This is a genomic window from Streptomyces canus (assembly GCF_041435015.1).
GTDB lineage: Bacteria > Actinomycetota > Actinomycetes > Streptomycetales > Streptomycetaceae > Streptomyces > Streptomyces canus_G.
Genome location: NZ_CP107989.1, coordinates 7,029,136 through 7,040,427, shown reverse-complemented (window position 1 = coordinate 7,040,427; position 11,292 = coordinate 7,029,136). Strand labels below are relative to the sequence as shown.

Genomic DNA, 11,292 nt, shown 5'->3' with positions numbered 1-11,292 from the left:
GACGGACCCGGTCGTCCCCGCCGGGTCCGCCCCATACGGAGGTTCGATGGCCGACAACGTCACCTCGTTGTTCCGCAGCACGGCTGCGCACAGCCCGTCCATGGCGGCGCTGGCGCGTGAGGGCGGCGACGGGACGGGGCCGGTGGACTTCTGTATCCCCTGCAATCCCTATTTTCCCACTCCGGCGATGATGGACACCATGGCCTCGCGGCTGAAGGACATCATCACGTACTACCCCAGCAGCGCCGACACGATCACCGCCGAGCTGTGCAACCTGCTCCAACTCCCGCCACAGGCCGTGGCGATGGGCAACGGCTCGACCGAACTGATCACCTGGATCGATCACCTGCTGGTCCGCGAGTCCCTCGCCATCCCCGTCCCCACCTTCGGCCGCTGGACCGACCAGCCGATGGAGACCGGCAAGCGGGTCGACATGTTCCCGCTCCAGGAGTCCAGTGGATTCGCCCTGGACCTCGCGCAGTACGCCGAGTTCATACGCACCCGGGGCACGCGGGTCGCGGTCATCTGCAACCCGAACAACCCCGACGGCGGCTTCCTCCACAAGCACGCGCTCGTGCAGTTCATGGACGCCATGGCCGACCTGGACCTGATCGTCATCGACGAGTCGTTCCTGGAGTTCGCGGACGCCGAGCAGGAGCCCTCGGTGGTCCAGGAGGCGATGATCCGGCCGAACGTCATCGTCCTGCGCAGCCTCGGCAAGAACTTCGGCCTGCACGGCATCCGCTTCGGCTACATGGTCGCCAACCCCGCCCTCGCGGGCCGGGTCCGCTCGATGCTGCCGAAGTGGAACCTCAACGCCTTCGCCGAGTACGTGGTGTTCATGCTCAAGGAGCACGGCGCCGAGTACGCGCAGAGCCTCCATCAGGTTCGCCGGGACCGTCTCGACATGGCGAGCCAGCTCGCCGCACTGCCCGGCCTGACCGTCTACCCCTCCCAGGGGAACTTCCTCTTCGTGCGCCTGCCCGTGGGCGCCGAAGGCACCGTGGTCCGGGACCGGATGCTCACCGAGCACCGGATCCTCGTCCGCGAGTGCGGCAACAAGATCGGCTCTTCAAGCCGCTTCCTGCGCCTCGTGGTGCGCCCCCAGGTGGACGTGCGTCGCCTGGTGTCCGGCCTGGAACAGGTGCTCTACGGGACCAGGAGGGGAGCCGCCGTGCCCGAGCTCGCTCAAGGGACCAGCTACAGCTCGGGTACGGCGGCAGTGGACCGGCTGGTCGGCCAGACCAACGGGGCGGGCATGCAGGACCTGGCCGCGATGGCCGTCGGCGGTGGGGGGATGGGCGGAGGCGTCGGCATGCCGATGCCGGTCGCCCAGCCGATGGCGGTGGCCGCGGCGGCGCCCATGGGTGCGGCGGCTTCCATGGGACCGGCAGTTTCCATGGGTGCGGCAGCTTCCATGGGTGCGGCAGCTTCCATGGGACCGGCAGCTTCCATGGGGGCGGGGATGCCGATGCCGGCCCAGATGCCGGCGCCGGCTCCGATGCCCGCCCCTGCCCCGATGCCGACGCCTCCGCCGGCTCCTGCGGCTCCGGCGCCCTTTGCGCCGCCCAGCGGGCCGACTCCGGTGGGAGTGCCGGCCCGTGGCGGGCTTACGGCCGCGCAGGTGCGGGGCATGACCGCGCCGGCGCCCGGGGCTCCGCAGGAGCTGTCCCAGGCGCCTGCCACCGGCTGGCCCAACGCTCAGAGCTGGCCGAACGCGGCGGGGATGGGGCAGGCCGGCTGAGCGGTGTCCGCGGTCAGTAGGCGACGGGCCATCCGCTGCTCCAGTTCAGCAGGTTGATGCCGAGCTTGGGTGTGCCGTTGTCGTTGCCGTCGTAGTAGTGGTAGACGATCAGGTCGCCGTCGGTGTCGCTCATGATCGACTGGCCGCCGGGGCCGATGTACCGGCCGTGCGACTCCAGGACCGGGGTGCCGCCGTTGTTCGTCATCGAGACGCCGTTCTTGTCGACGTACGGCCCGGTGACACTGGTGGCGCGGCCCACCTTGACCTTGTAGGTCGAACTGGTGCCGGCGCAGCAGGTGTCGTAGGACGCGAAGAGGTAGTAGTAGCCGTTTCGCTTGACGACGTACGGCGCCTCGACGGCCTTGGTCCCGGTGGGCCGGGAGGCGATCGCGTACCGGGTCGTGTTGGTGGAGAGCTGCTTGCCGGTGGCCGGGTTGATCTGGATCATCTTCAGGCCCGTCCACCAACTGCCGAAGGACAGCCACCACTTGCCGTCGCCGTCGACGAACAGGTTCGGGTCGATGGCGTTGTAGTCGCTGGCGGTCGTGGAGGTGTAGACGGTCCCCTGGTCGGTCCAGGAGCCGGCCAGGCCGGTGCTCGAAGTGGCGAGGCCGATGGCGGACTTGTTGGAGCCGAAGGTCGAGACGGCGTAGTACATCAGGTACTTGCCGCCCTGGTAGGAGATGTCCGGCGCCCAGGCCTCGGTGGCGTACGACGACCACCAGCCCGGCTTGGTGGTGAAGGCGTCGCTGCCGGCGGTGAACGCGATCCGGTCGGTGGAGGTGCGGTAGCCGAGGCCGCCGCCGGTGCCGTACAGCAGATAACGGCCCGCCGACGTGCGGATCATCGTGGGGTCGTGGATGGTGGTGGCGCCGGTGACGGTCCCGGGGTTGGGGTAGGCGGATGCCGTGCCCGGGATCAGGGCCAGCAGGAAGGCGACGGGAACGGCCAGAAGTGAGGTGCGGCGCACGCTGACGCTCCTTGGGGGATGCGAGTGGGGGGATGCGAGCGAGGGTGTTCGACATGCCGATCGCCGATCAGAGCTTCGGACGGGACCGTAGAATCGAACCCCTTGCGCGTCAATGGTCCGCGCACACCTCAGTGGTCGTGCTCCAGGTGCGTGGTCGGTGTCCGTGCATGCACGGCAGACTCCACGCCGTACCTGAAGTGTTCCTTGGCGAAACCTGTGAGGGGGGTTCATGACGGCCGTACACGTGACCGTGTGGGACGACCGGGAGGGAGCCGGGGAGAGGGCCCCTGCCGTCTTCGTCCACAACATCCTCACCTGGGGCAGCGACGCCGTGTACGGGTTCGCCGGGCAGCGGCCCCTCGCCGACGACAGGCGGCTGCTGCTGATGGACCGCCGGGGTTACGGCGACAGTCCGGACACCGCGCGCGGTGACTTCGAGGTCGATGCCGGGGACGTCCTGGAGGTGCTGGGCGGTGGCGCGCACCTAGTGGGGCACGGGAACGGTGGTGTCGCGGCTCTTCTCGCCGCCGCGCGGCGGCCCGATCTCGTCCGTTCCCTCGCGTTGATCCAGCCCTCCGCGTTCACCGCGGCCGCGGACCGTCCCGTCGTCGCGGACCTCCTGGACCGCGTACGCGGCGGTGCTCCGGGCGTCCCGGAGGACGACGTCACGCCGGAGCGGTTTCTGCGTGCGTCCACGGAGGGCATCGGGCTGCCGATGCCGGAGCCCACGCCACGTCGGTTGCGGGCCGCCGCCACGTCGATGCGGGAGCGGCCGATCTGGGAGGCGCGGATCCCGTGGGCGGCGATCCCGGGCGCCGCCGTGCCGGTTCTGATGATCTGCGGGACCTGGGAGGACGCGCCGACGGCGTACCGCGAGCACGTGGGTCTCCCGCTGATCGCCGTCGCCGAGTCCCTCACGGACTCCCTCGGGGCTCGCCTCGTACGGGTGCCCGGGTACTACCCGCACACCCAGCGGCCCGCCGCCGTCAACGCCGCGCTGCGGGAGTTCTGGGACTCCGGGGCATGAGCGCCGTAGGACTCAGCCGACCTGCTCGAAGACCATCGACCACCAGCTGTCCGGCTGTGCGAACGCGTACGGGTCGCGGGCCTTGAGGTAGTCGACGAGCTTGTCGGTGTACGGGGCGCGGTCCTGCGGCGCTGCCTGTTCCAGGTGCTTGGTGCGCAGCGCGAAGCGGTACAGGAACTCGACGAGGTCGGCGAGGGTCCGGTTCACGATCTCGGCGCGCGGCTCGGCGTCGAAGGACATGAGGATGACGTAACCGCGGTCCATGTCGAGGCAGTACCGCATCGCGGGGTCGTCGGTGGGGCCGCCGAGCACGAGGATGTGTGTCTCGTCGCCGCCCGCGGCCACCGGCACCACGGTGAAGGGATCGGGGCCCTCCTCGGCGGTGTCGAGGGTGAACAGCACGTCGACGAAGACGGGCACACCGACCTCGCACAGCACCTCGGCGTCGGCCTCGGACAGTCCGCGCTCCTCGGCGACGGCACGGTCCAGCGTGACCACGCGGTCCGCGCCGAACAGCTCCGTCATCTCGTCATGGGTGGCCATGCGTTCTCTGCTTCCCTTCGTCCTGCCTCAGCCGGTGAGACCGGCCCGTCGCAACAGTTTCAGCCAGTCGTCGTACTCCACCAGTTCGTCGTCGACCAGCGCGAGCCGCTTGTACCCGGCGGGAGTGGCCAGCCGCTCCAGGAAGAACGTCTCGACGCCGGGCGCGAGCTCGTCGAAGCGCTCCGCGTCGACCCAGTCGGGGCCAGCTTCCGGGGCGCCGAGGACACCGCCGCCCGCGCGGTCGAGGTAGACCGGGGCCTCCTGGATCATCCCGACGCAGTAGAGCTTCTCCGGGGAGAGCGGCAGCGGGGAGTCGACGACGGGCTCGCAGTAGAACTGGTGCTCCTCGGCCTCCTCCAGGCCGAAGAGCTGCACGGACGGCCCGCAGCTCGCGCCGTCCAGCACGCGGCAGAAGTCCAGGAACTCCCGCGGCACCCCGTCGGCCTCCGCGGCGGCGGCCGTCTCCTCGTCGATCGTCCCGCCGAGCGTGAACGACAGCACGTCCGGGCTCTCCGCCAGTGCCGCCCGCAGAGCGTCCACCGTCGCGATCAGACGGGCCGACGCCGGGCTCGCGTTAGTCATCTGGCCACCACTTGATGTCGATGTTGATCGGATTGCCGTCCGGAAGATCCCTGATCTGCGGACGTATCTGCTGCGTGCCGATGTCGAAGTTCGTCGTCCGGTCGAGCATCCGCAGGTTACGCCACGCGTCCGGACCACCTGTCTGGAGCTCGTTGACGTGGTCGGGTTGCATTTTACGGGCGGCCACCGCGGCCTCTTCGGCGAAGTCGGGGTCGTCCTTGTGGTTCCTGCGGATCAGCGCTTCCAGCGCACCCTTGTACTGCTTGGTGATCTCCTTGTCACGGTAGTCCTCGGTCTTGCCCTTGAACTTGAAGAGGTTCCCCTCCTCGCCGAGCCGCTGCAGAGCCCGTGCCTTGCGCTCGAAGGCCTGCTTGGGCATGCCGGGCTTCCACTCCAGCGTGACGGTGTGCGGGTCCTTCGTCGTGTCCGGCCGGTCCTTGCCGATGCCGCCGCCGTCGCGGACGGTGTCCTGGTCGCGGGAGCGCTTGACGATGCTCTGCAGCATCGTCTCGATGTTCTTGTCGTTGCGCGCGTGGTTGTCCCCCATCGCCCGCACACCCTTGGACACGTCCTGGAGGTGCTTGTGGAGCTGGTCCTCGGCCTCCTCGATGGCCTTGAGGATCTTCTCGGCCCCGGTCTCGACGGCCGCCGCCAGGGCGCCCTTGCCGCGCGTCCGGTTCAGCCCGGCACGGCTGCGGCGCAGGTGGGGGCGGGCTCCGGACTCGTGCTCGTCGGCCTGGGAGGTGATCCGGTCGGCGAGCCTCTCGTGGAGGTCCTGGTCGCTGCGTACGGTGTCGCTCACGCGGCGCCTCCCTTCGAGGTGAACGTCCCCGTGGTCCCCGTGGCGGCGTCCAGCCCCTCGGAGAAGCCCTCGCTGCCCGCGTGCAGGGTCTTGCCCGGGCTGTAACCGTCCTGCAGTCCCACGGCGTTGGCGCCGAGCTGGAGGACGAGGTCGGTGGCCATGGTGCCGAGCGCGGAGTAGACCGGGCCCATCGCGACGGACATGAGCTCCTCGACGAGCAGTTGCTCGGCCTCCTTCAGCAGCCGCCGCACGATGAGGCGGGTGGCCTGGGTGGCACCGAGCGCGCCGACTTCGGAGAGCCCGAGGGTGAACGGCGCGGCGGCCTGGGCGGCGATGATCTCGGCGGCGAGGATGCCCAGTTGGACGATGGCGGCGACCTTGGCTCCGGCCACGGCCACGGCGGCGCCGTCCAGGGCCATCGCCCCGAGGTCGGCCGCTTCGCCGAGCCGTTCCAGGTGTACGTCGCTGACCTTGCCCCAGTGCTGCTGGAAGGCCGCGGTCGCGATGCCCTCGTTCCCTTCCAGGAACTCCCGGACGACGCTCGCCGTGGCGTCCTTGCCCTCCCGCATCTGCGAGGCGAAGGACCGCAGGCCGTCGGCCATGTCCCGGTAGTCGTCCTCGTCGACGTTGGGCCACTCGACGCCGATGAGGTCCAGCACCCAGGCCGCCTCGTCGGGCAGCACGACCCCCATGTTCGTTCCCCCTTTGTCTTGGCAGGACCATTTCAGGTCACGCGTACGACGGCCGAACTTTACTACGAGAGGCGGGATTTGCCGGGGGTGCGGGAGGGAGTGGGGTGGGGGTGTTTGTCGGTGGGGCGGGGGGCTCCCCGGTGGGGCGGGATGAGAAGGGTTCGTGTCGGCGCGACGGGAGGCAGTCTCGCGTTCGGCGGCTGGAATTCGGCGGCGGAGGCACGGGGCTCAGGGCAGGCACGGTGTTCAGCGGTGGCCGAACGGGCCTGCCGGGCGGGGGCCGCCCAGGGCGCCCGGGCCGCCCACCCCGCCCGGGCCGGAGTGCCGCCAGGGGCCGGCGGGCTGCTGCCCCGGATCCGTACCGGGCGCCGTGTCGGGCTGTGCCGTGCCCTGATCCTCGCGCTCCTCCTCGGTGCGACGCGCCTGCTGCCACTCCCCGAAACGCTCGCCGGCCTCGCGGGCCTCGCGGGCCTCGGCGTCGGAACGCCGCTCCCCCGCGCGACGGACCTTGTCGGCGCCGGAGAACAGGGCGGCGGTGTACTCCGGGTCGGTGAAGGCCTGTTCGGCGGTGAGGTCACCGCGCAGCACCCCGCGCGCCATCTCCCGCAGTTTCGGATCGGGCCCGGTGCCCAGGGTGCGCAGCGCGCGGAGCAGGCTGCGTGCCCGGTCCTCGTCCTTGGCGACATCCAGCAACGCCGCCTGGTCCACCTCACGTCCGTCCGGCACGCGAACCTCCCCCTTCCGTACGCCAGTCGCCCCAGTATCCAACAGTCGCATGGGACACGGGAGTCGGGAGCACGTCCTCAGGAAGCGAGCGCGTCCCGCATCGCCTTGGCGGTGACCGCGGGCTCGTAACCGTCGGGAACGCCCTCGACGAGGATGATGTCGCCCTCGATGTGCCGCGAACGCAGCGGGGCGATCTCCTGATACGCCGCGGAGTCCCACCAGGCCCGCGCCTCGGCGATCCCCGGGAAGCCGATGACCACGACATGTCCCGGCCAGCCGCCTTCCTTCACCTCGTGCCCCGCGCCATGCACGAGGAAGCGTCCGCCGTACGGCTCGAAGGTGGCCGGGATGCGCTCGATGTACTCGGCGATCTCCGGATGCGGCGGAGCTTCCCGCAGGTGGGCGATGGCGTAGGCGGTCATGGTGTCCTCCCCGGTCGGTAGGGCTCCGTACGCCGACGAGCCTGGCACGCGGGGCGAACCGGGGTCGATTACCCGGGAGGTAAGCCGGTCAGGGAAGCCACCGAGTCGTTCAGTCGGGTGTCTCGGCCGGGTCGGCCGGGTCGGCCGGGTCGGCCGGCTCCGAGTCGTCGTCCGGGGCGGACCGCTCGATGTCGTCGTCGGTCGCGGCCCAGCTGGCCAGCAGGTTCAGGGCGTCCTGCGAGGGAGACGCGGCCTCGGCGCAGGACTGTCTCGGCACCCTCCCGGTCGCGGACTGGAAGGAACTCCGCCCCGTACTCACGGCACTGAATCCGCCCGTGGACCCGGTGGCCGCCCTCTTCGACGACTTGGTCGAGCCGGCGAAACCGGCCGGGATGGAACTCAGAGACGGGTGACGTCCTCGGGTACTCCGACGTCCGCGAAGACGGCGAGGGCCTGTTGGCCCAGCAGTTCGGCACGGGTCGTGTCGGTGCTCCGGTGGAGGCCGGCGAGTGCCACGAGGGTGCGGGCCTCGCCGAGGCGGTGACCGGTTTCCCGGTGGACGGTCAGGGCCTGCTCGGCGAGTGCGACGGCGGTGGCGCGGTCCTGCCCGGACTCGGCCGTCTCGGACAGGGCGGTCAGGGCCTGGCCCTCCACCACACGGAAGGAGTGGGCACGGGCCAGCCGCAGGGCCTCCTCGGCGTGGGCGCGCGCCTCGTCGAGGCGGCCCAGCAGCTGGTGGGTGAGGGCGAGGCTGACGAGAGTGTCGGCCTCGGCGCGGCTGAAGCCCGCCTCACGGGCCAGGGCGAGAGCCTGCCGGTCGGCCCGGAGGGCCTCGTCCGGAGGCCCCAGTTTCCGGTGGGCGGCGGCGACCGTGTTGAGGATGCCGGGCTGGATCCAGTACCGCTTGGTGTCCCTGTCCATCGCCAGCGCTCGCTCGGCCAACGCCAACCCCTCCTGGTGGCGGCCGAGTTCGAGGTAGATCTTCGCCGCGGCGGCGAGCATCATCGCGCGGCCGTCCCGATAACCGCCCCTCTCGTCGGAGGTCACCCCCGGTCCGAGAAGGTCGAGCCCCTCGGCGAGGCGGCCGAGTTCCCAATACACCCCGCCCAGCACCTGCACGGCCGGGCCGTTGTCCCACCGGCTGCGTTCCGCGTCGAGGCCGAGGGCACGCTCGAGGTGATCGGCGGCCTCGCGCAACCGGCCCAGATCTCGGCAGGCCATACCGAGGCCGACCAGCCCGAACCCTTCGAAGTGGGGGTTGCCGACCGCGCTGAAGAGGCGCAACCCGGTGGTCAGGTCGTCGTACGCGCTGTCGAGGCGCGCCATGCTCCATTTCGCGAAGGCCCTCAGGCCGAGGGCCGACGCCTCGCCGGCCGTCCAGCCGAGTTCCCGGCTGATGTCCAGGGCGCGGGTGGCGTGCTCCATCGCCTGGCGGACGTGCCCCCGATCCCATCGGGCCGCGGAGAGGCTGCAATGCGTGGCGGACTGGCCGAACAGGTCACCTTCGGCTTCGGCCGCCTCCAGTACCGTCTTCACGGTGGTCAGCCAGGTCTTCCGGGACACATGGATCCAGAACTGGCTGAACAGGGTGGACGTCAGGTACCAGGCGACGGGGCGAGGGCCGTGACGGCCGGCGTGGTCGATGACGGCGAGGAGATTCGCCCGTTCCGCGTCCAGCCATCGTCCGGGCTCGTCCGAGGGCACGCCCGGGTACTCGCCGGCCCTGAGGCTGCTGGGCAGCTCCGGGAAGAGTCCGGTTCCCGCGGTGGCACGAGCGGCGTGCAGATACCAGAGCAGGAGCCGCTCCAGCGCGGCCTCACGCTCCGGCGTCGTCTCCTCGGCCAGTGCGCGCTCCCCGGCGTACTCGCGAACCAGGTCGTGGAACCGGTACCTGCCCGCCGTCACGGGTTCGACCAGATGCGCCGCGGCCAGCGTGCCGAGCAGGCGGCGGGCCCGGGACAGCGGTGCGTCGAGGAAGGCCGCGGCGGCCTCCGCGGTGAAGTCCGCTCCGGGGAACAGGCCGAGCAACCGGAACAGCCGTCGCGCGTCCGGCGTCAGGGCGCCGTACGACACCGAGAAGGCCGTACGCAGCGGAGAGCCTGCGTCGCCGTCCGTCTCCAGCGCGTCCAGTCGGCTGCCCTCGGTCATCTCGGCGACGAGGTCGGCCGTGCGCAGCGCGGGGTCGCCCGCCAGCCTCGCGGCGGCCACGCGCAGGGCCAGGGGGAGGCTGCCGCAGAGGCGGATCAGTTCGCCGACCGCGTGCTGGTCGTGGTCGACGCGGTGCGCGCCGAGGGTCCGGCTGAGCAGGGCGCGGGCCGCGTCCGGCTGGAGGAGGTCGAGGGCCAGGGCATGGGCACCGTCACGGGCGACGAGGTCGCCGAGGCGGTTGCGGCTGGTGACGAGGACACAGCAGGTGGGGGTGGCGGGGAGCAGCGGTCGTACCTGATCGGCGGAGGCCGCGTTGTCCAGGAGGACAAGGACGCGACGGCCGGACAGCAGGGTGCGCAGGACACGGGCCTGAGACTCCTGGTCCGGGGGAATCTCCGAGGCCCTGAGGCCCAGGCCGCTCAGCAGCAGTTCGAGGGCCTCGCGTGGTTCGAGGGGGCGGCGGTCGTGGTCGAAGCCGTGCAGATTGACATAGAGCTGGCCATCCGGGAAACGGTCGCGGACCTGGTGGGCCCAGTGCACGGCGAGCGCGGTCTTACCGATGCCGGCTGCGCCGCCGATCGCGGAGATGACGACGGTGTTCGCCGGGTCCCGGCGGCCCTGTTCGGGCGGCAGCAGGGCGTGGAGCAGGGCCAGTTCGCCGGTGCGGCCCGCGAAACCCGCGGCGTCGTGCGGCAGTTCGGCGGGAACCTTGCCCTCTCGGGGCGCGGGGGTCGGCGGGGGCGCAGGGAGCAGGAACGCGTCGTCCTGGCGCAGCAACGCCCCATGCAGTCGGCGCAGTTCCTCACCGGGGTCGGCGCCGAGCTCGTCGCGCAGGCGTATCCGCAGCTCCTCATAGGCGGTGAGCGCCTCCGCCTGGCGTCCGCTGCCGTACAGCGCTCTGATGCGCAGGGCCGTCAGCGACTCGTCGTAGCGGTCGGCCACCGAGAACGCGGACGGGCCGCCGAGCTCGTCGAGGGCGTCGCCGAAGCGGCCCAGCTGGACGAGGCACTTGAGCCGCTCCAGCCGCAGGGTCCGGCGGCGCTCCGTGAGCCGCTCGCGCTCCGCCCGCGCGAACGGTCCCGGCAGGTTGGCCAGGGGTTCGCCGCGGAACAGCCCGAGTGCGGACGCCAGTTGTTCCGCCGCGGTGGTCAGGTCTCCGGCCGCGCCGGTGCGCAGCGCGGCGCGGCTGCGCTCCGCCAGCTCCGCCGTGTCGAGCCGGACGCCCTCGACGGCGAAGCGGTACCAGCCCTTGCCGCTGCGGATCACCGACTCCGCGGGGGGTGCTCCTTTCGGATCGAGCGCCCTGCGCAAGGAGTTGACGTGCGTGGGCAGCACCTTGGGACCGCCGGCGGGTGGCTGCGTGCCCCATACCGCGTCGAGCAGCCGCTCATGACTGATCACGGCGCCTTCGCTCAGCAGCAGTGCCGCCAGTACCGCCTGTCGTTTGACCGGCCCCAGCTCCAGCCGCACCGGGCCGCGCCACGCCCGTAACGGCCCGAGCACCTCGAATCGGAGCAGGTCAGGAGATCCCCCGTCCACGGCCGTGCCTCCCGTCGCGTGCATCACCGGCAAACTCACCAGCATTGCAGCACCCCCCGCCCTGCTGGGGGACAGCCATCGCACAACCCGCACAATC

The 11,292-nt window shown here is 71.2% G+C and carries 11 protein-coding genes; 2 read left to right on the top strand and 9 right to left on the bottom strand.

Features of this window, described 5'->3' with window-relative positions; all coding sequences use genetic code 11:
• The first annotated feature begins 46 nt into the window (after positions 1 to 46).
• Positions 47 to 1,744: a pyridoxal phosphate-dependent aminotransferase gene (locus tag OG841_RS32110; RefSeq protein ID WP_328638193.1), complete on the top strand. Its 1,698-nt coding sequence runs from the start codon at positions 47 to 49 to the stop codon at positions 1,742 to 1,744.
• Between the two features lie 13 nt (positions 1,745 to 1,757).
• On the opposite strand, the gene OG841_RS32105 is transcribed toward OG841_RS32110, so the two are convergent.
• Positions 1,758 to 2,714, bottom strand: a complete 957-nt coding sequence (locus OG841_RS32105; protein WP_328638194.1) for an arabinan endo-1,5-alpha-L-arabinosidase — start codon at positions 2,712 to 2,714, stop codon at positions 1,758 to 1,760.
• A gap of 229 nt (positions 2,715 to 2,943) precedes the next feature.
• Here OG841_RS32105 and OG841_RS32100 point away from each other — a divergent pair, with 229 nt between their 5' ends.
• A complete protein-coding gene (locus OG841_RS32100) occupies positions 2,944 to 3,741 on the top strand; it encodes an alpha/beta fold hydrolase (RefSeq protein ID WP_328638195.1) in 798 nt (265 codons plus the stop codon).
• Between the two features lie 12 nt (positions 3,742 to 3,753).
• On the opposite strand, the gene OG841_RS32095 is transcribed toward OG841_RS32100, so the two are convergent.
• From OG841_RS32095 to OG841_RS32060, 8 genes are all read right to left on the bottom strand, one after another.
• Positions 3,754 to 4,284, bottom strand: coding sequence for an SUKH-4 family immunity protein (locus OG841_RS32095; protein WP_371567532.1), 531 nt, complete (start codon positions 4,282 to 4,284; stop codon positions 3,754 to 3,756).
• Between the two features lie 27 nt (positions 4,285 to 4,311).
• Positions 4,312 to 4,866, bottom strand: a complete 555-nt coding sequence (locus OG841_RS32090) for a hypothetical protein (RefSeq protein WP_328638197.1) — start codon at positions 4,864 to 4,866, stop codon at positions 4,312 to 4,314.
• Entirely contained in the window at positions 4,859 to 5,668 is an 810-nt protein-coding gene (locus tag OG841_RS32085; protein WP_328638198.1) for a hypothetical protein, read from the bottom strand. The genes OG841_RS32090 and OG841_RS32085 overlap by 8 nt, the downstream gene beginning before the upstream one ends.
• On the bottom strand, positions 5,665 to 6,360 hold the full coding sequence (locus tag OG841_RS32080; RefSeq protein ID WP_328638199.1) for a WXG100-like domain-containing protein: 696 nt from the start codon (positions 6,358 to 6,360) through the stop codon (positions 5,665 to 5,667). Before OG841_RS32080 ends, OG841_RS32085 begins: the two co-directional genes overlap by 4 nt.
• A gap of 246 nt (positions 6,361 to 6,606) precedes the next feature.
• Positions 6,607 to 7,086 carry a hypothetical protein gene (locus OG841_RS32075; protein ID WP_328638200.1) on the bottom strand — a complete coding sequence of 160 codons (480 nt, stop codon included), beginning with the start codon at positions 7,084 to 7,086 and terminating at the stop codon, positions 6,607 to 6,609.
• A gap of 77 nt (positions 7,087 to 7,163) precedes the next feature.
• Complete coding sequence (locus tag OG841_RS32070; protein ID WP_328638201.1) at positions 7,164 to 7,508, bottom strand: DUF1330 domain-containing protein; 345 nt, start codon at positions 7,506 to 7,508, stop codon at positions 7,164 to 7,166.
• A 109-nt stretch (positions 7,509 to 7,617) separates the two neighbouring features.
• Positions 7,618 to 7,827 (bottom strand): hypothetical protein, encoded by a 210-nt coding sequence (locus tag OG841_RS32065; RefSeq protein WP_328638202.1) that lies wholly within the window; start codon positions 7,825 to 7,827, stop codon positions 7,618 to 7,620.
• An 80-nt stretch (positions 7,828 to 7,907) separates the two neighbouring features.
• Positions 7,908 to 11,219 carry an AfsR/SARP family transcriptional regulator gene (locus OG841_RS32060; RefSeq protein WP_328638203.1) on the bottom strand — a complete coding sequence of 1,104 codons (3,312 nt, stop codon included), beginning with the start codon at positions 11,217 to 11,219 and terminating at the stop codon, positions 7,908 to 7,910.
• Between the last annotated feature and the right edge of the window lie 73 nt (positions 11,220 to 11,292).

Bases quoted from the DNA above. Each gene is read 5' to 3' on its own strand.
- OG841_RS32110 (WP_328638193.1), top strand. From the start codon at position 47: ATGGCCGACAACGTCACCTCGTTGTTCCGCAGCACGGCTGCGCACAGC.
- OG841_RS32100 (WP_328638195.1), top strand. From the start codon at position 2,944: ATGACGGCCGTACACGTGACCGTGTGGGACGACCGGGAGGGAGCCGGG.
- OG841_RS32095 (WP_371567532.1), bottom strand. From the start codon at position 4,284: ATGGCCACCCATGACGAGATGACGGAGCTGTTCGGCGCGGACCGCGTG.
- OG841_RS32090 (WP_328638197.1), bottom strand. From the start codon at position 4,866: ATGACTAACGCGAGCCCGGCGTCGGCCCGTCTGATCGCGACGGTGGAC.
- OG841_RS32080 (WP_328638199.1), bottom strand. From the start codon at position 6,360: ATGGGGGTCGTGCTGCCCGACGAGGCGGCCTGGGTGCTGGACCTCATC.
- OG841_RS32070 (WP_328638201.1), bottom strand. From the start codon at position 7,508: ATGACCGCCTACGCCATCGCCCACCTGCGGGAAGCTCCGCCGCATCCG.
- OG841_RS32060 (WP_328638203.1), bottom strand. From the start codon at position 11,219: ATGCACGCGACGGGAGGCACGGCCGTGGACGGGGGATCTCCTGACCTG.